This window comes from Moraxella cuniculi (assembly GCF_900637105.1).
GTDB classification, from domain to species: domain Bacteria; phylum Pseudomonadota; class Gammaproteobacteria; order Pseudomonadales; family Moraxellaceae; genus Moraxella; species Moraxella cuniculi.
On record NZ_LR134343.1, the window covers coordinates 1,139,329 to 1,163,335 of the forward strand.

The 24,007-nt window shown below is 45.0% G+C and carries 19 protein-coding genes; 17 read left to right on the forward strand and 2 right to left on the reverse strand.

Annotation, left to right across the window (positions count from 1 at the left end):
• Positions 1–39: 39 nt before the first annotated feature.
• On the reverse strand, positions 40–1,725 hold the full coding sequence (locus tag EL162_RS05310) for an ABC transporter substrate-binding protein (RefSeq protein WP_126330607.1): 1,686 nt from the start codon (positions 1,723–1,725) through the stop codon (positions 40–42).
• Between the two features lie 296 nt (positions 1,726–2,021).
• Here EL162_RS05310 and EL162_RS05315 point away from each other — a divergent pair, with 296 nt between their 5' ends.
• A complete protein-coding gene (locus EL162_RS05315; protein ID WP_126330609.1) occupies positions 2,022–3,512 on the forward strand; it encodes a M48 family metalloprotease in 1,491 nt (496 codons plus the stop codon).
• 193 nt (positions 3,513–3,705) lie between these two features.
• Here EL162_RS05315 and EL162_RS05320 read toward each other — a convergent pair whose 3' ends face one another.
• Positions 3,706–4,356, reverse strand: coding sequence for a YcxB family protein (locus tag EL162_RS05320; protein WP_076554377.1), 651 nt, complete (start codon positions 4,354–4,356; stop codon positions 3,706–3,708).
• A gap of 245 nt (positions 4,357–4,601) precedes the next feature.
• On the opposite strand from EL162_RS05320, the gene serS reads away from it, so the two are divergent.
• From serS to cydB, 16 genes are all read left to right on the forward strand, one after another.
• On the forward strand, positions 4,602–5,867 hold the full coding sequence (gene serS, locus EL162_RS05325; RefSeq protein WP_076554378.1) for a serine--tRNA ligase: 1,266 nt from the start codon (positions 4,602–4,604) through the stop codon (positions 5,865–5,867).
• A gap of 96 nt (positions 5,868–5,963) precedes the next feature.
• Positions 5,964–7,952 carry a transketolase gene (gene tkt, locus EL162_RS05330; RefSeq protein ID WP_126330611.1) on the forward strand — a complete coding sequence of 663 codons (1,989 nt, stop codon included), beginning with the start codon at positions 5,964–5,966 and terminating at the stop codon, positions 7,950–7,952.
• A 450-nt stretch (positions 7,953–8,402) separates the two neighbouring features.
• A complete protein-coding gene (gene pyrH, locus EL162_RS05335; protein WP_076554493.1) occupies positions 8,403–9,128 on the forward strand; it encodes a UMP kinase in 726 nt (241 codons plus the stop codon).
• A gap of 47 nt (positions 9,129–9,175) precedes the next feature.
• Complete coding sequence (frr, locus tag EL162_RS05340) at positions 9,176–9,730, forward strand: ribosome recycling factor (protein WP_126330613.1); 555 nt, start codon at positions 9,176–9,178, stop codon at positions 9,728–9,730.
• 106 nt (positions 9,731–9,836) lie between these two features.
• Complete coding sequence (gene uppS / locus EL162_RS05345; RefSeq protein WP_126330615.1) at positions 9,837–10,589, forward strand: polyprenyl diphosphate synthase; 753 nt, start codon at positions 9,837–9,839, stop codon at positions 10,587–10,589.
• A 15-nt stretch (positions 10,590–10,604) separates the two neighbouring features.
• Positions 10,605–11,432, forward strand: a complete 828-nt coding sequence (locus EL162_RS05350) for a phosphatidate cytidylyltransferase (protein WP_126330617.1) — start codon at positions 10,605–10,607, stop codon at positions 11,430–11,432.
• A 30-nt stretch (positions 11,433–11,462) separates the two neighbouring features.
• Positions 11,463–12,710 carry a 1-deoxy-D-xylulose-5-phosphate reductoisomerase gene (gene dxr / locus EL162_RS05355; RefSeq protein WP_227543378.1) on the forward strand — a complete coding sequence of 416 codons (1,248 nt, stop codon included), beginning with the start codon at positions 11,463–11,465 and terminating at the stop codon, positions 12,708–12,710.
• Positions 12,707–14,083 carry an RIP metalloprotease RseP gene (gene rseP / locus EL162_RS05360; protein ID WP_126330619.1) on the forward strand — a complete coding sequence of 459 codons (1,377 nt, stop codon included), beginning with the start codon at positions 12,707–12,709 and terminating at the stop codon, positions 14,081–14,083. The genes dxr and rseP overlap by 4 nt, the downstream gene beginning before the upstream one ends.
• Positions 14,084–14,255: 172 nt before the next feature.
• Entirely contained in the window at positions 14,256–16,679 is a 2,424-nt protein-coding gene (gene bamA / locus EL162_RS05365) for an outer membrane protein assembly factor BamA (protein WP_126330621.1), read from the forward strand.
• A complete protein-coding gene (lpxD, locus tag EL162_RS05370) occupies positions 16,679–17,689 on the forward strand; it encodes a UDP-3-O-(3-hydroxymyristoyl)glucosamine N-acyltransferase (RefSeq protein WP_126330622.1) in 1,011 nt (336 codons plus the stop codon). The genes bamA and lpxD overlap by 1 nt, the downstream gene beginning before the upstream one ends.
• Before the next feature lie 18 nt (positions 17,690–17,707).
• Positions 17,708–18,232: a 3-hydroxyacyl-ACP dehydratase FabZ gene (fabZ, locus tag EL162_RS05375; protein WP_126330625.1), complete on the forward strand. Its 525-nt coding sequence runs from the start codon at positions 17,708–17,710 to the stop codon at positions 18,230–18,232.
• Positions 18,233–18,257: 25 nt separating this feature from the next.
• Positions 18,258–19,031 carry an acyl-ACP--UDP-N-acetylglucosamine O-acyltransferase gene (gene lpxA / locus EL162_RS05380; RefSeq protein WP_126330627.1) on the forward strand — a complete coding sequence of 258 codons (774 nt, stop codon included), beginning with the start codon at positions 18,258–18,260 and terminating at the stop codon, positions 19,029–19,031.
• Between the two features lie 367 nt (positions 19,032–19,398).
• Positions 19,399–20,907 carry a sodium-dependent transporter gene (locus EL162_RS05385; protein ID WP_076554388.1) on the forward strand — a complete coding sequence of 503 codons (1,509 nt, stop codon included), beginning with the start codon at positions 19,399–19,401 and terminating at the stop codon, positions 20,905–20,907.
• The gene (locus tag EL162_RS05390; protein WP_076554389.1) at positions 20,904–21,029 is read left to right on the forward strand and encodes a methionine/alanine import family NSS transporter small subunit; all 126 of its coding nucleotides are present in this window, start codon (positions 20,904–20,906) and stop codon (positions 21,027–21,029) included. Before EL162_RS05385 ends, EL162_RS05390 begins: the two co-directional genes overlap by 4 nt.
• A gap of 230 nt (positions 21,030–21,259) precedes the next feature.
• Positions 21,260–22,864: a cytochrome ubiquinol oxidase subunit I gene (locus EL162_RS05395; protein WP_126330629.1), complete on the forward strand. Its 1,605-nt coding sequence runs from the start codon at positions 21,260–21,262 to the stop codon at positions 22,862–22,864.
• A 2-nt stretch (positions 22,865–22,866) separates the two neighbouring features.
• Positions 22,867–24,006, forward strand: coding sequence for a cytochrome d ubiquinol oxidase subunit II (gene cydB / locus EL162_RS05400; RefSeq protein ID WP_126330631.1), 1,140 nt, complete (start codon positions 22,867–22,869; stop codon positions 24,004–24,006).
• Position 24,007 lies beyond the last annotated feature (1 nt).

Genomic DNA, 24,007 nt, shown 5'->3' on the forward strand with positions numbered 1-24,007 from the left:
GCAAACACTGTTGCTGCTACTTTGTTGGTTGTTAAACGCTTATTGTTTGGCGATTTTTAGGTTTTTCACCTGCCAATAGTTCAAAGGATCGTTGCCTGAGAAGCCTTTGACATAAGGTTTCACCAAACGAGGTGCAACATATTGATAAACAAAGATGTTGGCTGCATCTTTATCCAAAACCGCTTCTGCTTGGTTGTACAACTCTGCACGCTGTTCCTCTGTAACATCGGCACCGAATGCTTTATTCAACAGAGCATCAAATTCTGGATTGCTGTATTTGCCGTAGTTGCTTGAGTTTTCTGATTTTAGCGTGTTTAAGAAGGTTGATGCTTCGTTATAATCAGCACACCAGCCGCCGCGTGCCATTTGGTGCTGTTGTTTGCGGCGTGTTTCTAGGTAGGTTTTCCACTCTTGGTTGTTAAGGGTGATATCAACAAAGCCTAAGTTTTCCTTCCAGAATGAGCTTGCTGCCACAGCGAGCTGTTTGTGCTGGTCGTTGGTGTTATACAGCAGTTCAAATTTCAGCGGATTGTTCTCATTGTAGCCAGCTTCGGCAAGGAGCTTTTTGGCTTCTTCGATGCGTTTTGCCTTATCCCAAGATTTCCATTCAGGCGTGTAGTTTTTGATGCCTTGGATTGCCTCTGGGCTGAACTGATAGGCAACTTTTTGACCTTGCTTTAAGATACTATCCACGATGATATCGCGATCAAGCGTCAAAGAGAGTGCCTTACGCACACGCACATCATTAAACGGTGCCTTGGTGTGGTTAAACTCGTAATAATAAGTACATAGTTTTGGCGGTACAATGACTTGCGATCCAAACTCATTTTTCAGCTGTACAAACTGCTCTGATGGTAGCGACTCGCCAGTTACATCAACATCACCTGCTTTATAACGCTGTACATCGGTGGTAGGCTGCGGTATAGCCAGCAGCGTTACTTTGTTGATGGTGGTGTTGGCATCGTCATAATACACTGGGTTGCGTTCTAGTACGATGCGTTCATTGACCTGCCATTGAGACAGTTTATAAGGGCCATTGACCACGATATTTTCAGGCGAAGTCCACTTGTCGCCGAATTTTTCAACGGTGGCTTGGTGTACAGGCTTAACCGAAGTGTGAATCATCATTGATGGGAAATATGGCACAGGTGCAGATAGGGTTACTTCCAGTGTCTTATCGTCAAGTGCTTTTATGCCCAATGTGTCCATTGCAGCTTTGCCATCAATAATCTCTTGAGCATTGACAATTTTGGCATCTGCCAGATAAGAAGAATAGGGCGAAGCAATTTCTGGATCGACCAGACGGCGGAAGCTATAAACAAAGTCTTGAGCAGTTACAGGGTCGCCATTTGACCACTTGGCATCACGCAGTTTAAAAATCCAAGTTTTGTTGTCGGTACTTTCCCAAGATTCGGCCATGCCGGGGATAGTATTGCCGTCCATATCAACAGAAGTTAATCCAACAAACATCTGACGCAAAATGCTAGACTCTGGCACGCCAGATACTTTGTGCGGATCAAGCGATTCTGGCTCGGCACCATTATTGATGGTGATTTCTTGAGTCTGTGCCAGTTCGATATTGGCAAGATCTTCTTTTGCGGTAGCTGTATCAGCTTTTGCGGCTGCTGTATCGGTGGCTTGCTCTTTGTTGCCACCACAGGCAACGAGTAAGGTGCTAAGTCCAAGTGCGACTGCCAAACGAGCTGGCGTGAAAACTGTATTCATAAGACGATATCCTTAATTGTCAAAAGTGTACAACCATCAACCTGCCCATCTCGGGGTTTGGCAAATTGCCTTAAGACCGAAAATTTGTCATGGCAACCGCTGCCTGCAGGTTTATTGTTACCAAAATTCTGCGATGGTTGGTTTATATTGACAAAATGTAACTAAGATGTCAATAGAATTAACAAAAATTGTTAATGTTTTAAGTAATTGAGCAATTTTGCGGTACAATCAATGTATAAGTATGGCGTGGCAATCTGTAGTTGGCGGATTGGGTTTGTTTAAAAACGAGGTGGGCTGTGGCTTTATTGACAAAATATCAACAAGTGGCATTGTGTGCTGGGCTGCTTATGTGCCAAGCTGCACTGGCAGATGGTCAGACGCTTGGTTATCAGTTGCCGAGCATGGCAGATGGGCAGGGCTTTTATGATAAGCATCGCAATGAGCAGATTGCTGCGTGGTCGTTGCGTCAGATTCATGCAAGCCTGCCTGTGATTGATGATGCGTGGACAAATCAGCTGATTGCCCAAATGAGTGCCGAGATGAATGCTTCGGTACGCAACACGCCTTTGTACACCACAGTGCTTGTCAATGATAACAATATTAATGCCTTTGCCGTACCTGGTGGGCTAATTGGCATGAACACAGGCACGATATTATCCGCCCAGAGCATGGACGAGCTTGCCAGCGTCATGGCACACGAGGTGGCACATATCAGCCAGCGACACTATGAACATCGGCAGGATAATAACAAAAAACTTTTGGCATTGCAGCTGGGTGGTTTGTTGGCTGCCATTGCTGCTTCGGCATCTGGCAGTGGTGATGCGGCATTGATGGCGATGGCAGGCTCTCAAGCATCGGCAGCAGAGGTTGCAGCCAGCCACAGCCGAGAAAATGAAAGAGAGGCTGATAGGGTGGGTATGCAGATTTTGGCACAGGTGGGCTATGACACGCAAGCAATGCCGAAGTTTTTTGGCAGAATGCAGCGACAATTAAGCCTAAACCAAGCCAAAAATGCTTTTGTACCAAGTTTTGTGCAATCGCACCCATTTACCGCCGAGCGACTCTCTGAGGCAAATGCACGCAGCCAAACCTATCCAAGAGCTTCACAGACTCGCCTAAAGCAACACGCAGTCATCTTTGACCAACTATACTGGCGTGTCAAATACCTAAGTAAGCAAACCACCTATGCTGAGCTTATCGCTAGTTCGGCATATAGCGAAGGGGCAAAGTTGGCATTGGCAATGTATCTGGCGGACAATGGGCAATTTGCCAAAGCCGAAACAACTTGGCTTGAGGTTTCATTGGACAAGCAAGACCCTTTGATGTGCCTAACTGGTGCTTTTGTGTTTACTGCCAGCAAGCAATACGAGCGTGCTAAGACGCTTTTGGCACAATGCCAGCTGTTGTATCCTGAACGGCGAGATTTGCGATTGGCATTGGCAGAGGCTGAATTGTCGCTGAATCAACCAAATGCAGCATTGGCATTATTGACGCCATTGGTGCAAGATGGGTCATCTGATGTTGTTGCTTGGCAGCTGGCTTATCGTGCTTATGATAAGCGGTCGCAGGCAAGTGGTGATACCGCCACCAAGACCATTGCCACAATCCATGCCTTGCGTTCACGCAGTCAGCTGGAGCTATGGCGTGGTCAGTACACGGGAGCATTGCAGTCATTGGCACAGGCAGAACAGCTTGCCAAGCAGTTGCCACAAGCATCAAGCCTGTTATCAATGCTTGATAAAGACAAGCAGCAGGTGATTGTGGCACGAGATTTTAAGCCCAGATGAGATTGGTGGATTGTTTTGGGCTAAGATTTTGGTTATTGATTTTGGTTGGTAAATCAACCAAGCCAAATAAAAAAGTGGCTGGCGGCTGCATATTTACAAATCTACGAGCATAGGCGGGATAATTAAAAAACAATTACTTTGATACTAAAAAGCACAGAAAATAAACCTTCTGTGCTTGATGATTGTGCCAAGATTAAGGTTGCTGGGTAATTGATTCTAGCCCCTGTGGACGGATTTGGCTTAGGTGTTTTTTGATGGTGGCGATTGGCAGACCTTGTTTTTCTAGGCGTTTTGGGATAATTTGACTGCCTTTTTGACCTTTCATATCAAACATCATAAACAAAAACTCATCTGTCTCGTCCCAGCTGCTGATTGCCGACCAAGGAATTGTGGCTGATTGTGTTGTGCCAGCACGCAGCTGCATACCACGCATTTGTGGCGTGTTCGTCAAGGCAGGTGCAGGCATTGCCATTACCAGCCCGTGCGATTGTACACCCAGTTGCAGTTGCTCAAATTGCTCAGGCATCTGACTGCTGGCGACTTGTTTTTGGTATTCGCGCTGCATATACCACCGCAGACCCAAAGTGCGTGCCAGCAGATAAACTGCCACGAGCACAAGCATCACCCAAAAAATAATTGTTGAATAACCATTAACCAGCACCAGACCTGCTATCGCTGCAATAACAGTCAAGGCAATGACGATCCATTCGGTGCGTTTGATGGCTTTTAATGAGGTGGCATTGGCACTTTTGTTAAACAATGCCAATTGAGCTTGGCGAAACTCTTGCTCGCTCATATTCAGTGCGATGGGCTTGAGCGTATAAGGGTACAGGGCTTGTGTCATGTTGTTATTCCTATGAATTAATCTGTCTATATTACCCATTTTGCACGCAAAAATAAACCAAAACTTATAATTTAAGAAAAAAAATTCATTTTTGTGAGCTTTGGTGGTCAAATTGGCTTAATTTTAAGGGTAAAATTTGCTATGATATAGCCATATTTTTTCATTGCTTAGATTATTGATATTTTTATAAATAAAATTTAATCTAAAATAAACATAAAAGAGCGAAGTTATCAAAAGGTGTGCTTATGCTAGACCCAAAAATTTTGCGTGGTGAACTGGACGAGTTGGCGGCTAGGCTTGCAACGCGTGGTTATCAGCTTGATGTTAAGTTTTGGCAAGATATTGAACAGCAACGAAAATCACTTCAAGTAACCACAGAAGAACTGCAGGCCAAGAAAAACGCAGGGGCAAAGCAAGTTGGCGAACTAAAGCGTCAAGGTCTGGATACCAGCGAACTGATGGCACAAATGCAGGAAGTGAGCGAGGCGATGAAAACCGCTGAGAATCAGCTGCGAGAATTGCAAGATAAGATTACAACCGCAAGTCTACAGATTCCTAATTTGCCTGCCGATGGCGTACCTGTGGGTGCTGATGAGGCGGATAATGTTCAAGTGCGTCAGTGGGGGCAGCCACGCCAGTTTGACTTTGCCATCAAAGACCATACTGATGTAGCAGAGGGCTTGGGTTTGCTGGATTTTGAGATGGCGGCAAAACTGACAGGTTCTCGTTTTAGTGTGTTAAAGGGTGATTTGGCACGCCTAAATCGTGCCTTGGTGCAGTTTATGCTCGATACACATACCCAAAAAGGCTACACAGAGATGTATGTGCCTTATATGGTAAATGCAGACAGCCTGACTGGTACGGGGCAATTACCAAAGTTTGAAGAGGATTTGTTCAAATTACGAGGCGACAAAGAATATTACCTAATCCCCACCTCTGAAGTGCCACTAACCAACAGCGTGCGTGATGTTATCCTAAGTGCTACAGATTTGCCAATTAAGCTGACTGCCCATACGCCATGTTTTCGTTCTGAGGCAGGCAGTGCAGGGCGTGATACGCGTGGCTTGATTCGTCAGCATCAGTTTGAAAAGGTTGAGATGGTGCAAATTGTGCAAGCAGATACTTCTATGCAAGCACTTGAAGAGATGACCGCACAGGCGGAGAGTATTTTGCAGTCGCTTGAGTTGCCTTATCGTGTGGTGCAGTTATGCACAGGCGATATGGGATTTAGTGCTGTTAAGACTTATGATATTGAAGTTTGGTTGCCATCGCAGAATACTTATCGTGAGATTTCTAGCTGCTCAAATTGTGGTGATTTTCAGGCACGGCGTATGGCTGCCCGTATCAAAGATGGCAAAAAAACCGAGCTTGTACATACTTTGAATGGCTCGGGGCTTGCTGTTGGTCGCACCTTGCTTGCGATTTTGGAAAATCATCAAAACGCCGATGGCAGTGTCAATATTCCAAAAGCACTACAGCCATACATGGGCGGGCAGACACAACTTGCTTAATGCCGAGTCAAACTTGGCTGGTTGCTTGATTTGTTTTTATTTTACCAGCCGATTATTTATTATATCTTAATACATTCATAAAAATTAGGTGGATTTATGCCAACCCAACTTAATCAACGACACAATGCCAATGCCATTCGCATACTTGCGATGGATGCTGTTCAAAAAGCCAATTCAGGCCACCCAGGTGCACCGATGGGCATGGCAGATATTGCCGAAGTATTGTGGCGTGAGTTTTTAAACCACAACCCAAAAAATGCCAAATGGGCAAATCGCGACAGATTTGTACTATCCAATGGGCATGGCTCAATGTTGCTGTACGCACTGCTGCATTTGACAGGCTATGATTTGTCGATTGATGACATAAAAAACTTCCGCCAATTGTACTCAAAAACCGCAGGGCATCCAGAGCATGGCTATGCAGATGGTATCGAGACCACCACAGGTCCTTTGGGTCAGGGCATTGCCAATGCGGTAGGTTTTGCACTTGCCGAAAAAACTTTGGCAGCACAGTTTAACCGTGAAAATCATGAGATTATCAACCATTATACTTATGCGTTTTTGGGCGATGGTTGTTTGATGGAAGGGGTGAGTCATGAGGCTTGCTCGCTGGCTGGCACTTTGGGATTGGGCAAGCTGATTGCCTATTATGACGATAATGGCATTTCAATTGATGGCGAGGTGGAAGGTTGGTTCAGTGATGACACTGCCAAACGCTTCGAAGCATACGGCTGGCAGGTGCTAAGCGTTGATGGTCATGATGCCGAGGCAATTTACAAGGCAACCCAAGCAGCCAAAGCCGAGACGGACAAGCCAAGTTTGCTTATCTGCAAAACAATCATCGGTCTAGGCTCACCAAACAAACAAGGCAAAGAAGACTGCCATGGTGCACCGCTTGGGGCTGATGAGATTGCCTTGACGCGTGCAGAGCTTGGCTGGGCTGATGATACGCCATTTGCCATCCCTCAGGAGATTTATCAGGCTTGGGACGCAACCGAAAAAGGAGCGGCTTTGGAGGCTCTTTGGAATGAGCAATTTGCCAAATATCAAGCGGCATATCCTGAATTGGCAGCGGAACTTCAGCGTCGTTTGGCTGGGGATTTGCCAAGCAATTTTGAGCAAATTGCTGATGATTTCATTAAGCTATGCAACCAAAAAGGCGAAAATATCGCCACACGCAAAGCCAGCCAAAACACCATCGCTGCTTTTGCACCGCATTTGCCAGAGATTTTGGGCGGCTCGGCAGATTTGGCAGGTTCAAACTTGACGCTATGGTCAGGGGCAAAAGGCGTACAGCAACACGCAGATGGCAACTATGTGCATTATGGTGTGCGTGAGTTTGGCATGACCGCCATTGCCAATGGTGTGGCGTTGCATGGTGGCTTCATTCCTTATACTGCAACTTTCTTGATGTTTATGGAATATGCCAGAAATGCTGTGCGTATGTCTGCACTGATGAAACAGCGTGTGATTAATGTCTATACGCATGATTCGATTGGTTTGGGTGAAGATGGTCCAACCCATCAGCCAGTTGAGCAGATTGCCAGTTTGCGTAATACTCCGAATCATTTTACTTGGCGTCCTTGTGATACGACCGAGACAGCAGTTGCGTGGAAAATGGCATTAACCACAGCCCACGCACCAACCTCGCTAATCCTATCTCGACAAAATCTACCATTTCAGGCACGCACTGATGAGCAGCTTGCCAATATTGAAAAAGGTGCTTATGTGCTTGCCCATGAAAAAGGCGAGCTAAAAGCGATCATCATCGCCACAGGTTCGGAGGTTGATTTGGCGATGCAGGCACACAGCCAGCTTGAGGGCGTGCGTGTGGTTTCTATGCCTTGTGCTGAGAAATTCATGGAGCAGGACGATGCTTATCGTGAGAGCGTGCTGCCAGCTGGCGTGCGTGCAAGAGTTGCTGTCGAGGCAGGCATCACTGACTATTGGTATAAGTTTGTCGGCCTTGATGGTAAGATTGTCGGCATGAATAGTTTTGGTGAATCAGCCCCTGCCAAAGATTTGTTCGCTCACTTTGGCATCACAGCAGATGCGGTAGTCGCTGCGGTGAAATCTTTGATTTGATACAGCAGGCTGATGAATGGCATACTATTTTGGTATGCCATTTTTTATGCCATGATGATGGTAGGATTAATCTGTCAGTCGCTGATATGTTTTAATGTTATTGATATATTTAAATAATAAAAATAAATATTATTAAATAATTTAATGAATTAATTTTAAAGTCAAAATTATCTTAACTTATATTTTCTTGTACAATTAGCCCAATTGATAATTAATTATTATAAATTTTATAATAAATATTTATAAAATAAAATTGCTCAAGATGGTTAAATGATGGCTTTGCCATTGTTGGCATGGTATATCTGCTTTTATCAGCTGTTTGTCAGCCCAATTGTCAATGGCGATGGTGATGAGCAAAGTTGGCTTGGTGCTATCAAAAAAGAATAAATTATGCTAAAATTGGAAAAATTTTTTATGAAAAGTATAAGGCATGGCAGATTTGGGGGCATTATGTCTGATAAAAATCCACAATTTTCTCGTATTTTGTTAAAACTGTCAGGTGAGGCACTTGCTGGTGGTCGCGAGATGGGCATTGATGCTTCAATCTTAGATCAGATGAGTCTGTCCATTGCTCACTTGCGAGGCTTGGGTGTGCAGGTTGGTATCGTTGTTGGTGGTGGCAATCTGTATCGTGGCTCAACCCTACAAAAAGAAGGGTTGGTAGGGCGTGTAACAGGCGATCAGATGGGCATGTTGGCAACCGTGATGAATGGTCTTGCCATGCGAGATGCTCTGGTGCGTCGCAATATCAAAACTCGTCTGATGTCAGCGATTGCCATTGATACGGTGGTGGAGTCTTATTCTAGTCGTGATGCCATTCGTCATTTGAATAATGGTGAGGTGTGTATTTTTGTGGCAGGTACGGGCAATCCGTTTTTTACCACAGATACGGCGGCGTGCTTGCGAGGCATTGAGATTGAAGCTGGCTTGATTTTAAAAGCAACAAAAGTTGATGGGGTGTATGACAAAGACCCAACCACCCACGATGATGCGGTGAAGTTTGACAGCCTAAGTTTTGATGAAGTGCTTGAAAAAAAGCTGGGCGTGATGGATTTGACCGCCATTGCTCTGTGCCGTGAGCATAATGTGCCACTTCAGGTATTTGACATGAATAAGCCCAATGCTTTGTTAAATGTCGTGATGGGCGAGGCAGAAGGCACACGCGTGTATCATTGATATTCATGCCAAGATTTGTGTAATTTTATAAAGCTAAAGGAACTGTTATGATTAATGAAATTAAAAAAGACGGTGAAACTCGTATGCAAAAAGCCATTGAGGCTCTAGAAGGGGCGTTTGGCAAGTTGCGTACTGGTCGAGCTCACCCCGGTGTACTCTCTGGCGTGATGGTGAATTACTATGGTTCAGAAACACCACTAAACCAAGTGGCAAGCATTAATGTTGAGGACAGTCGCACGCTGTTGGTGCAGCCGTTTGATCGCTCGATGGTGCAAGCGGTGGATAAGGCAATCCGTGAGGCGGATTTGGGTCTTAATCCAATGACTGCTGATGTCATTCGTGTGCCAATGCCAGCTTTGACCGAAGAGACACGCCGTGATATGCAAAAAATCGCTCGTGGCGATGCCGAACAAGCTCGCATTTCGGTGCGTAATATTCGCCGTGATATGCTTGGCGATATTAAGGAGCTATTAAAAGACAAGCAAATCTCCGAAGATGATGAACGCCGTGCTGCCGATGATATCCAAAAACTCACTGATAAATTCATCACCACCATCGATGCTCGCCTAGAGAAAAAAGAAAGCGAGCTGATGGAAGTATAATCTTGCCATCTAAAACAACACGGACAATGGGCGTTGTCCGTGTCTTTATCAATCAACACCTGTTTGCATGGCTGTTTGACAGGTCTAATATTGCGATACATATAACATGACAAACACCCAAGATATCAGCACAGACAATATCCCTAAGCATATTGCCATCATTATGGACGGCAATAATCGCTTTGGCAAAGCCAAGCAGCTGGCGATGGGGGCTGGGCATATCGCAGGCAAAGATGCACTGGATCCGATTGTTGAGCATTGTCTGGCAAAAGGCGTGCAGGTGCTGACTGTGTTTGCTTTTTCAAGCGAAAATTGGTCAAGGCCAAAATCAGAGGTGGATTTGTTAATGCAGCTGCTTACAAACAGCATTCATGAACAAATGCCAAGAATGGATAAGTATCGCATTCGCCTACGGTTCATTGGCGAACGCAGTCAATTATCACCTCAGTTGCAACAGCTTTTGGCTGATGCCGAAGCAAAAACAGCACATTTTGATGCGATGACTTTGGTGATAGCCATCAGCTATGGCGGACAATGGGATATTGCCAACGCTGCCAAGGCACTGGCACAAAAGGTTGCTAAAGGGCAGCTGTCGCCAGAGCAGATTGACCAAGATACTGTTGCTGGGCAGTTGGCTTTGGCGGATTTGCCAATGGTAGATATGCTGATTCGCACAGGTGGCGAATATCGCATCTCAAATTTTCTGCTGTGGCAGGCGGCGTATGCGGAGCTGTTTTTTACAACAACCTTATGGCCTGAATTCACAACCGATGAGCTTGATGAGATGATTGCAGCATTTGCCAAGCGTGAGCGTCGCTTTGGGCGTACCAGTGAGCAGCTACAAAAGTTGCACCAATAAGTCAAGGAGTGATTCATGTGGCAGCGGATTAAAACAGCGATTGTGCTGATTGGGATTGTGGGTTTTGCATTATTTGCAAGCTCAATGCCGATTTTTGTCATACCATTATTGGCAATAGCGGTGCTAATCGCCGCCCATGAGTGGACGAAGCTGATGCCAAAGTGGAAACAGCCAGCACAGTTTATTGTCGTGGTGCTATTTTTGACGCTTTCATCAATTCTTGTACCTGCCAGTTGGGTTTTTTGGTGGCTGGCTTCGCTTGTGATTTGGGGCATGGCAGCTGCATGGGTCAGACAGTATCCGAATAAGGAACGCTGGTATGGCAAGCGGCTGGTGTATATGGGCATGGTAATTTTGACCGCTGCCATCACAGCAATGTATGGACTGTGGCACATTTCCCCTTGGTGGCTGATGTATGTGTTTTTGTTGGTGTGGTGTGCTGACAGTGGGGCGTATTTTGTTGGACGCAAATTTGGCAAACGCAAACTCGCTCCCAATGTTTCACCAAACAAAAGCGTCGAGGGTTTGATTGGCGGTATGTTGGTTGCAGGATTGGTTACAGGAATTGTTGGACAATGGCTGCAATTATCAGGGGTGGAATTGGTGCTATTTTTGTTGTTGTCATGCCTGACAGTCTTGGCAAGCGTGCTGGGTGATTTGTTTGAATCTATGCTAAAACGCCGTGCAGGCATCAAAGATTCTGGCAATATTTTGCCCGGTCATGGTGGTGTGCTTGACCGCATTGACTCGCTCTTGTCTGCCACCCCAGTATTTGCCTTTGGGTTTTGGGCATTGTCAAAATTAAACATATTTACCAAGCTGGGTGTGCAATTGCCCTTTTAAGCCACTTTTTACTATACCAATTATTTTTTCATGATGACAATAACAACGCCACAAAAACTCTCGGTGCTGGGTGCAACAGGCTCAATCGGTGATAGCACACTGGCACTGGTGCGAGCTTATCCCAATCGCTATCAAATCTATGGCTTGTCAGGCTATGGACAGGTGGATAAGTTATTTGCCTTGGTGAGAGAATTTTTGCCAAAAAAAGTCTGCACTTCGCCTGAAAATTATCGAATTTTGTGCGAAAAAATACAGCAAGCAGGGCTGGACACCGTGGTGCTGGCAGGCGATGAGGGCTTGATTGAGCTGGCTTGTGATGATGAAGTTGATACGGTGGTTGCTGCCATTGTTGGGGCGGCAGGATTGTCATCAACTTTGGCGGCGGTTTGTGCTTGTAAGCGAGTTTTGCTTGCCAACAAAGAATCATTGGTGATGGCAGGCGAGCTGGTGATGGATGCAGCACAGCAGCATGGTGCGACCATTTTGCCAATTGACTCAGAGCATAATGCCATTTATCAATGCTTGCCACAAGCGGTGCAGCATAATCGTGTGGCAATTCATGATGAGCAATATGGCATTAAAAGACTGTGGCTAACCGCTTCAGGTGGCGGATTTTTGTACAAATCTATCGAACAAATGCAGCAGGCCACGATACGCGAGGCGGTCAATCACCCCAATTGGTCAATGGGTCAAAAAATTTCTATCGACTCGGCAACCATGATGAATAAAGGGCTGGAGCTGATTGAAGCGTGTCATTTGTTTAATTTGGACGAAAGTCAGATTTCGGTGGTGATTCACCCAAACAGCGTAGTGCATTCGCTGGTGGAATATGCCGATGGTAGTTTTTTGGCACAACTGGGTAGCCCTGATATGAAAACGCCTATTGCTCATGCACTGGCCTATCCTGAACGCATTGATGCACAAGTGGCAGGGCTTGATTTGTACCAATTGGCTGAATTGAAGTTTTTACCACCAGATTTACAAAAATTCCCTTGCTTGACTTTGGCACGCGAGGCGGCAAAACAAGGCACAAAGGCGTGCATCACCTTAAACGCTGCCAATGAAGTTGCTGTGGCGGCGTTTTTGGCAGGGCAAATTCGCCTGACTGATATTGCACGCGTTGTTGAGCTGTGCTTGGCTGATGATGGCGGTACTTTAAATTATCAAAAAAATTCTACCGATGTCAAAGCAGCACTGTCGCAGATTTTGGCACTGGATGAGCAAGTGCGTGCCATCGCCAAAGATAAAATTGCCATGATACAAAAAGGTGTGCGATGAATGCTTTATACATGATACTGGCAGCGATTTGTGTGCTTGGCCCACTGGTGGCGTTGCATGAATTTGGTCATTATATTGTCGCTCGCTGGTGCGGTGTGCAGGTGCAGGTTTATTCGATTGGTTTTGGGCCTCGTTTGTTCTCTTGGCAGAGTCGCCGTTCGGGCATTCGTTATCAAATCGCCGCCATTCCACTGGGTGGTTATGTCAAAATGCTCGATGAACGCAACGAAAAAGTTGCAGAACAAAGCAGGCATAAAGCGTTTAACAATCAGCATCCGCTTAAAAAAATCGCCATCGTTGCAGCAGGCCCTGTGATGAATTTGTTGATTGCAGTGGCGTTGTTTTGGTTGGTGTTTTTGTTCCCAAGCGAGGAGTTAAATACTCGCATTGGTAAAATTTTGCCCAACTCACCTGCTGCCAGCAGTGCATTGATGGTTGATGATCAGATTATCAGCATTAACAACAAGCCTACACAAACTTGGCAGCAAGCAGCCTATGCACTGGCTGATGTGATGGGTGAGACAACTAAAGTCGCCGTTGAGATTCGCCGTGATAATGCTACCACCATGCAGGTGGCAGTGCCAGTGGTTGATTTTCTGCAGGGCAACTTGGAGACTAAGCAGCCCAAAGATCCTTTAAGTGGTTTTGGCGTGCTGCCTTATCAAGTAAAAATTGAGCCAGTCATTGATGAGGTGCTGCCAGACGGTGCAGGGGCAATGATGGGCTTGCAGGCAGGCGATCGCTTTGTGAGCATTGATGGTGTTATGGTTGATGATTGGCTTGCTGCTGCTCAAATTATCCAAGACAGCCCCGGTAAGATGCTCAATGTTGTTATCATGCGACAAGGCAAGGAGCAAGTGCTAAAGCTAATGCCACGCACAGTAAAAACCAAGCACGGCAAAGTAGGGCAGCTGGGCATCAAGCCTAAGATTGGTGATGAGTTAATACCCCAAAAGTATCGCATTACTATTGAGAATACACCAAGCCAAGCATTCGATCAGGCGATTAAACGCACTTATGATTTGTCAACAATGACACTGTCGGCGATTGCCAAAATGATCACAGGGCTAATTGGTATCGAGAATCTTTCTGGGCCGATTAGCATTGCTGAAGTCTCAAAGACGAGTTTTGAGCTGGGACTAAAAGAGGTGCTATCTACTGCAGCAATTATCAGCCTTAGCCTTGCGGTGCTGAATTTGTTGCCAATCCCTGTGCTTGATGGCGGTCATTTGTTGTTTTATACTTATGAATTGATCGTTGGCAAACCTATGTCAGAGACGCTACAGGCGGTGGCATTTCGGTTGGGGGCGTTATTGCTTTTATGTTTCATGCTGCTTGCAATTAGTAACGATATCATGCGGTTATTTGGCTAAATGGTATCATATCGCCATAATTAACAAAAAAATTGCGGTTTTTGTGTAGAAACACTTGCCAAATTTGATTTTTTGGCTTACCTTTACACTTAATAAACTTGGCTGGGGCTTTGCCCTTTGTTGTGGTTTGTAATATTTTTATAAATTTTAAAAATTAAGTTTGGATTAACTTATGCGTAACTCATCTATAAAAGGCTTTAAAATGAAAACAATCGCCGCTGTTGTCGGAATTTTGATGACAGCGACCGCTCAGGCTGCCGAGGTGGTGGCGAGTGATATTGCCATCACAGGTCTTCAGCGTGTTACTGCCGATAGCTTGCAGGCAGTGTTGCCATTTCGCTTAGGTCAGGTGGTCAATGACGAAGCACTGGCAAAAGGCGTGCAAGCCTTGTACGACACGGGCAATTTTTCTGATGTGCAAGTGTATCAACAAGATGGACGCATTGTTTATCAAGTCAAGGAACGCCCCATCATTGCCGAGATTAATTTTGAGGGCAATCGCCTGATTCCAAAAGAAGGCTTGGAGGCAGGTCTAAAAAGCACAGGTTTGGCAGTTGGACAACCGCTAAAGCAAGCCACAGTGCAGATGGTTGAGTCAGAGCTTGCCAATCAATATATGCTACAAGGCTACTACAATAGTGAAATCACCGTCAAGCAGACCGAGCTGGACGGCAACCGTGTTAAGTTGGATTTGACTTTTGCTGAGGGCAAGCCTGCTCGTGTGGTTGATATTAACATTATTGGCAATCGTTATTTTAATGATAAAGAGCTGATTGATGAACTTGCTATCAAAGATCGCACCCTAAATCCACTCTCAAAAGCCAATCGCTATACCCAAGAAAAACTGGCGGCAAGCCTTGAGAATTTGCGAGCCAAATATCTAAATGCAGGCTTTGTGCGTTTTGAGGTAAAAGATGCCAAATTAAATATTGATGAAGAGAAAAATAAAGTTTTTATTGAAATTGCCATCAATGAAGGCGAGCAATATCGTTTTGGACAAACGCAATTTTTGGGCGAAGTTACTTATCCTGTCGCAGAGCTAGAAAAGCTACAGATCTTTAAGGTGGGTGAGGGTTATTCGCAGGCCAAACTGGACGATACCGCCAGAGAAATCAGCAGTAAATTTGGCGATGATGGTTATTATTATGCCCAAATTCGCCCCGTAACACGCATCAATGACACAACAAGAGTGGTTGATGTTGATTATTATATTGACCCTGTGCGTCCTGTTTATGTTCGCCGCATTAATTTTAGTGGCAACTTTAAAACCAAAGATGAGGTGCTACGCCGTGAAATGCGTCAGCTAGAAGGGGCGTTGGCTTCTAATCAAAAAATCCAATTATCACGAGCTCGTTTGATGCGAACTGGATTTTTTAAGAATGTTACCGTTGATACTCGCCCTGTGCCAAACTCACCAGACCAGATTGATGTTAATTTTGTTGTTGAAGAACAGCCTTCTGGCTCATCAACCATCGCTGCAGGTTATTCGCAAAGTGGTGGGGTAACTTTCCAGTTTGATGTTTCACAAAATAACTTTATGGGTACAGGCAACCGCGTGAATGCTTCGTTTTCTCGTTCAGAGACTCGCGAGGTGTACAACCTTGGCATGACCAATCCATATTTTACCGTCAATGGTGTTTCACAGGGCATTAATGCCTACTACCGCAAAACCAAGTATGACGACAAAAATATCAGCAACTATGTCTTGGATTCTTATGGAGCATCTTTGACTTATGGTTATCCGATTGATGAAAACCAGCGAATCAGTGCTGGGCTAAATGTCGATAATACCACCGTTCGTGGCGGTCGTTATATGGGGATTAGCAATGTCAAGCAACTGCTTGATGATGGTGGCTCATTGTCTGTTGATACCAACGGTATCCCTGAATTTAAACATGATTATACCACCTATAATGCAACTTTGGGCTGGAGTTACTCAAGCCTTGACAAGCCAGTATTTCCCACAAAAGGTATGAGCCATACGGTGGACTTGACTTTGGGTTTTGGTGATAAGACTTATCAAAAGGCGGTATATCAGGGCAATATTTATAAACCATTTATCAAAAATAGCGTATTGCGTGGCTATGCTCGTTTGGGCTATGGTAATAATTTGCCATTTTATGAGAACTTCTATGCAGGCGGCTATGGCTCGGTGCGTGGCTATGATCAATCAACGCTTGGGCCTCGTTCGCAGCCGTATATCGCCGCTCGTTCAGGTCAGGCCTATCAGCTTGGTGAAGTGGTGGGTGGTAATGCGTTGGCAACCTTTGGTGGCGAGCTGATTTTACCAATGCCGTTTAAGGGTGATTGGGTGGATCAGGTGCGTCCTGTGTTATTTATAGAAGGCGGTCAAGTATTTGACACCACAAACATGGATACACAAACCATTGATTTGACCCAATATAATGATCCAAATGCCACAGCAACCAATTATCCGCTATTAACACAGGACAAAGAATTCCGCTACAGTGCAGGCATTGGGGCGACTTGGTACACGCCAATTGGGCCGTTGTCAATCAGCTATTCTAAGCCCATCAATAGCAAGGCAGATGACAAGACTGATAAGATTCAATTCCAGATTGGTAGCGTATTCTGATGACGACGCTTGATTGTATTATCAACGCCATCGAAGCTCGTCAGGCGGTGGCAAATAAAACCAGTTTGCAAACAAATATCAAGATTGATGGCGTGGCAAGTTTGGTGGCAGCCCAGCCTAACCAGTTGGCTTTTTTGGCACAGGCAAAATACCTAGGCGAGCTTGAGCACACAAAAGCAGGCGTGGTGCTGGTATCTGACAAATTTGCCAATGTGCTAAAGGCACCGACTGCCACCCAGATTGTCTTGGTAAAAGACGCTTATTTGGCGTATGCCTGTGTCAGTACACTATTTACCCCTGCTGTGTTGGCAACTGTGCATCCATCAGCTGTTATTGATTCATCGGCGACACTTGGACAGGCGGTCAGTGTGGGTGCGTATGCCGTTATCGGTGCAGGTGCAGTGATTGGCGATGGCGTGCATATCGGTGCAGGTGCAGTGATTGGCGATGGCGTGCATATCGGTGCTGGCAGTGATATTGCTGCTATGGTGCATATCGGTGCGGATTGCCATATTGGTGAACAGGTGCGTATCCACAGCCATGCCAGTATCGGCTCAGAGGGTTTTGGCTTTGCACCGTTTGCTGGTGATGGTGGTGTGCGTTGGCAACGCATTGCTCAGCTAGGACGCGTGGTGATTGGCAATCGGGTGCGTATCGGCAGCAATACTTGTATTGACAGAGGTGCGGTAGATGATACCATCATTGCTGACGATGTGATTATTGATAATTTGGTACAAATTGCTCACAATGTACACATTGGCCAAGGTACAGCAATTGCTGCTAAGGTCGGCATTGCTGGCAGTACGAAGATTGGTAAGAACTGCATTATTGGTGGTGCAGTGGGTATCAATGGGCATCTAAGCATTGCTGATAATGTTACCTTAACAGGCATGAGCATGGTAATCAGCGACATTACCGAGTCTGGTACTTATTCATCGGGCACGGTGGCAATGCCACAAGCCAACTGGCGGCGAGCAGCGGTCAAATTCCGCAAACTTGGCGAAAAATAATTTACATAAGGAAAATTTATGTCAGTTTCACTGATTGATTATGAGCTGCTCAATGAAGCAGATATACAAGCATTGCATGAGCGTGGCGTTGTTTTACCACTTCGCTATGACCAAATTAAACACTACCTACCACATCGCTATCCGTTTATGCTGATTGACCGTGTAACCGCTTGCCGTCCAAATGAATGGATCACAGGTTATAAGAATATCAGCATTAATGAAGAATTATTTAATGGTCATTTTCCAGACAATCCAATCATGCCGGGCGTGTTGATGGTGGAGGCGATGGCACAATTGTCGGGGATTTTGGGCTTTATCAGTGCCTCACAAACTTCTGATGATGGGTATTTGTACTTATTTGCTGGTGTTGATAAGGTGCGTTTTAAAAAACTGGTTATGCCAGGTGATCAATTGGTGATTCGCTCAAAAACACTGATGAATAAGCGAGATATTTATAAATTTGAATGCACTGCTCATGTTGATGGGCAATTGGCGTGTAGTGCAGAGATTATGATTGCTCGTCAAAAAGTTGGCAACAACTAAGTTTATTATAGCAAAAAGGACAATCATGACAATCCATCATACTGCCATCATCGATCCGACTGCTGTGATTGACGAAACAGCAACCATCGGGCCTTATTGCATTATTGGCAAAAACAGCACGATTGGTGCCCATACTGTATTACGCCGCCATGTTGTCGTTGGCGAAAATACCACCATTGGCAAGCATAATGATATTTATCAATTTGCCAGCATTGGCGAAAATCCCCAAGATTTAAAATACGCAGGCGAACAAACCTATCTTGAAATCGGTGATTATAACCGCATTCGTGAGGCTTGCACCATTCATCGTGGCACAGCTCAAGACAACAGCATGACCAAAATCGGCAGCCATAATCTTTTTATGGTCAATGTGCATATTGCCCATGATTGTGTGGTTGGGGATTATAATGTCTTGGCGAATAATGTCGGTGTGGCAGGTCATGCTTATATTGGCAATTATGTTATTGTTGGCGGTCAGTCAGGCGTGCATCAATTTTGTCGCATTGAGGATTATAGCATGATTGGCGGGGCAAGCCTGATTGTCAAAGATGTTGCGGCGTTTGTTACTGTTTCTGGCAATCCTGCCAAAGTGCATGGGCTTAATAAAGAGGGTATGCGTCGCAAGGGCTGGTCGGCGGACACCATTAAAGCAATCGATGAGGCGTATCGTGTGATTTTTCGTTCAGGGTTATTAAAACAAGAGGCTTTGGTGCAGTTACAAGCTCTGGCAGATGCTGAGCCAAAGGTTCAACTCTTGATTGACTCAATCAATAACAGCAAGCGAGGCTTGATTCGCTAAGCGTGTCATTTGCCAAATCCTGATACCTGCAATGATTTGTTGCAGGTTTTTTGCATTATAAATATTATTTGTTTGACATTTTTTACTCATTAATTCAAACTATAATAGTCCTTTTCTCACTGGATAATTTGTCTGACTGCTGGCAAGAAGTGCTAAATACCGCCAGCTGTCTGGCAAAACAGTGAAAAGCTAAGCAATAACTTTGGGCATTTTCATAAATAAACAAGAAAATCGCCAAATGTGCTTTGGGTGCGGTGTGTTGATTATTTAAATTTTATAAAAATAATTTATAAATAAATCAAATAATAACACGCCGTAGAAAATAATAACGCACCGAAGGATTTTCGGTAAAACTTGGAGAGCTTTTATGGCGACACAACGAGAGAGTTGGTCAGCACGCTCTGGCTTTATTTTGGCAGCGATTGGTTCGGCTGTGGGTTTGGGTAATATTTGGCGTTTTCCGTATGTATCCTATGAAAACGGTGGCGGTGCTTTCTTTTTGCCATATTTGATTGCACTGATTACCGCAGGATTTCCGCTGTTGTTTTTGGATTATGTGGTTGGTCAAAAGTACAAAGGTGCACCACCGACCGCTTATCGGCGTATGGTAAAATCAGCCGAAGGCATTGGCTGGTGGCAGGTGGCTGTTTGTACGGTGATTGGTATTTATTATGCTTCGGTGCTAAGCTGGGCGGGTAATTATACCTTGTTTGCTGTCAATCAGGCATGGGGTGAAGATCCGCAGACTTTCTTTTTTGAAGAGTATTTGCATAATGCCAGTGAATTAAGCCTGTCATTTGCACCGAATCTATTCATCTCACTGCTTGTTGTGTGGGTGGTGGTGTTGTTTATTATGTATGGCGGTATCCGTAAGGGTGTTGAGCTGTCAAACAAAATCTTTATTCCGCTGCTTGTGGTGCTGTTTGGTGTGATGGTTGCTAAGGCAATCACTTTGCCGGGGGCAAGCGTTGGCATGGAGACATTTTTTACTCCTAATTGGCAGGCGATGACAGATCCCAAAGTATGGCTTGCTGCTTATGGTCATGTCTTTTTCTCAATGTCTATTGGCTTTGGGATTATGGTAACTTATGCTTCATATCTGCAAAAGAATGCCAATTTGACTGGCTCTGGCTTGGTGGTTGGTTTTGCCAATTCATCATTTGAGCTGCTGGCAGGCATTGGTATTTTTTCGGTGCTGGGCTTTATGGCTCAAGCCTCAGGCGTACCTGTATCTGAAGTGGTCAAGGGTGGTATTGGTCTTGCTTTCATTGCTTTCCCAAAAATCATCTCAACCATGGGCGATGCTGGCACAATCATTGGCGTGTTGTTTTTTGCCTCGTTGTTTATCGCAGGTCTAACCTCAATGGCAAGTATCTTGCAAGTGCCAATTTCGGCATGCCAAGACAAATTTGGCTGGTCAAAAAACAAATCAGTAACCATCGTTGGTGGTGTCAGTGCCATCATTTCTATCGCAATGTTCTCATCGTATAACGCCATCACTTTTGTTGATGTTATCGATCATTTTGCCAATAATATCGGCGTGGTTGTTGGTGCGATTTTGTCAATCATCTGGGTAACTTGGTTGCACAGACAGTTGTTGCCAAAATTAATCAGCCATATCAATGGCATCTCAAGTTTTAAAGTTGGTGCGATCTGGAGTGTGATGCTGACCATCATTACGCCGATTTCATTAATTATTGCCTTGGTGCTTTCGCTAAAAGACCTATTGAGCAAAAACTATGGCGATTATAGCAGCATGACTTTGTTGATTTTTGGCTGGGGCGTGGTTGCTATTTTTGCATTGACCGCCTTGATTTTGCCACGAATCAAAAGCCATCCAAGCCACACTGACTCAACTCAAGGAGAGCATGAATGAACACAACTGCATTGATTGTGATGATTATTGCAATGACGCTAATCTGGGGCGGGTTGATTGCCTCGGTGGTGCATTTGATAAAAAATCCTGACATTGAAATGGACAAAGTGCCGAATAATTAATCAGTCAAAAACACGCCAAATGCTGGCGTGTTTTTTTTGAGCCCAAGGCAGCGACTGCTACATTTGCCAAATATTAGTTGGCTTGACAAATTGTCTATGGCTTTTATAAAAGTTGTTCGTTATAATAATGCTTTGTCTATCTGACAACGCAAGGACTGGGTTGCTACTTGTGTATCTGATGATAAGTTGTTGTCTTGGAGAGAATGACTTGGTCTCATAAAGGATTTGGTATGATTACCGAATATCTGGTCGATGTATCACGGCTGCAATTTGCCGCTACCGCACTGTTTCACTTTTTGTTTGTTCCTTTGACGCTTGGCATGACTTGGCTATTGGTCATCATGGAGGCGGTTTATCTGACGACAGGCAAAGAAATCTGGAAGGACATGACCCGCTTTTGGGGTAAGTTGTTCGGCATTAACTTTGTGCTGGGCGTTACCACAGGCATCACCATGGAGTTTCAGTTTGGGACGAACTGGTCGTATTATTCGCAATATGTTGGTGATGTTTTTGGTGCACCGCTCGCCATTGAGGGTCTGATGGCGTTTTTCTTAGAATCAACTATGGTGGGCTTGTTTTTCTTTGGTTGGGATAGAATGTCGCGGTTGCAGCATTTTACTACTACACTGCTTATGGCACTGGGTACAAGTTTGTCAGCGTTGTGGATTTTGGTGGCAAATGGCTGGATGCAAAATCCTGTCGGTGCGGAGTTTAATTATGACACCATGCGTATGGAGATGGTGAGCTTTGCCCAGATTTTCTTAAATCCTGATGCACAAAATAAATTTGTTCATACCGTCTCGGCGGGCTATGTAACAGGTGCTTCTTTTGTTTTGGGGGTGTCGGCATGGTATTTGCTAAAAGGTCGTGATATTGCTTTTGCCAAGCGGAGTTTTCATGTGGCGGCAGCTTTTGGTTTTGCGGCGATTTGTAGTGCTATTGTACTTGGTGATGAATCAGGGTATTCAATAGGGCAGGCTCAACAAACCAAGCTGGCGACCATGGAGGCGATGTGGGAGACAGAGCCTGCACCTGCTGGTTTTAATATCATTGCCAGTATTAATGAAGCTGAGCAAAAAAACAACTGGGCGGTACAAGTGCCTTATATGATGGGGCTGATCGGTACTCGCTCGGTGGATAAGCAGATTTTGGGCATTCATGATATCAAAAAACTCAATGCCAAACGCATAATCAATGGCGTAACAGCAGTCAGTGCGTTGGATTTGATGCGTGAAAATAAAGCTCGTGGTATGGAGAATCCACAGGCATTGATTGATGTTTTTGAGAAGCACAAACAGGATTTGGGCTTTGGTTTATTGCTCAAAAAATATACAGATGACATGAGCAAAATCACTCCAGAAATGCTCTCAAAGGCAGTTGATGACAGTGTGCCTCGTGTAACGCCGATGTTCTGGTCATTTCGTATGATGGTCGGCATGGGTGTGCTGATGTTGATTTTGTACACTTTGTGCTTATTTTTCACCTTAAAGGGCAATTTTATGCAGAAAAAATGGCTCTTAAGATTTGCCCTGTTCATGATACCTGCACCATGGATCGCCATCGAGGCTGGCTGGTTTGTGGCTGAATATGGTCGCCAGCCATGGACGGTATATGGTGTTTTGCCAACCTATCTATCCGTTTCTAATATTGATGTCAAAAATGTCTTGTGGTCTTTGGCTGGGTTTGTGATTTTTTATGTCATCTTGGCGATTGTCGAAATGTATCTGATGGTCAAGTATGTGCGTATCGGCCCTGCAAGTCTCGGCACGGGCAAGTATTTTGGCGAAAAAACCTCGCCGCATTTGATTAACCCAGCAAACAAAACAGAGGTATAGCCATGTTATTTGATTATGAAACACTCAAGCTGATTTGGTGGCTGTTGGTCGGTGTGTTGTTGATAGGCTTTGCCATCATGGACGGTCATGATATCGGCGTGTGTACACTGTTGCCCTTTGTTGGTCAGGACGATACCGAGCGGCGTGTGATTGTCAATACCATAGGCCCGCACTGGGAAGGTAATCAGGTGTGGTTTATTACCGCAGGTGGGGCGATTTTTGCGGCACTGCCTTTGGTGTATGCGACAGCGTTTAGCGGTTTTTATTGGGCGTTGATTGCAGCGTTATGGGCGTTATTTTTCCGCCCAGTTGGCTTTAAGTATCGCAGCATGATAAAAAATAAGGCATGGCGTCAGACTTGGGATTGGTTATTGTTGGCAGGGTCGGCAGTGCCAGCGGTGATTTTTGGTGTGGCGTTTGGCAATTTATTGCTTGGCGTGCCGTTTGCTTTTGATACGCATCTGGTTTCTACTTATACAGGCTCATTTTTTGAGTTATTGTCGCCATTTGCCTTGTTGTGTGGTTTGGTGAGTTTGAGTATGCTTATTATGCATGGCGGTGTGTATTTGGTACATCGTACGGTTGATGGCATTCATCAGCGTGCCAAGCGACTGGCTACATGGGCGGCAGTTTTGACCGCCGTATTATTTGTCTTGGCGGGATTTTGGGTGCAGGGCTTGGACGGCTATGTCATTGTTGGCAATGTTGATACCAATGCTGTGATTGACCCATTGGCAAAGCAGGTGCGTGTGCAAAAAGGTGCATGGCTGAATAATTATTACAATTATCCTGCACTATGGCTATTGCCTGCACTGGGTGTGTTTATGCCACTGTTTACGGCGGTGTGCTTAAAACTTGGGCGTAGTTTATTGGCATTTGTCAGCTCGGCTGTGGCATTACTTGGTATTATTGCGACAGCAGGTGTGGCATTGTTCCCATTTTATATGCCGTCATCATCAGACCCAAAATCTAGCCTGACGGTGTGGGACGCAACCTCAAGCCAGCTTACCTTGACCATCATGCTGTTTGTGGTGATTTTTTTGTTGCCAATCGTTGTGGTATATACCAGCTGGGGCTATGCCATCATGCGTGGCAAAGTTACCAAAGCCTACATCAAACAAAACGAAAAAACTCTGTACTAAT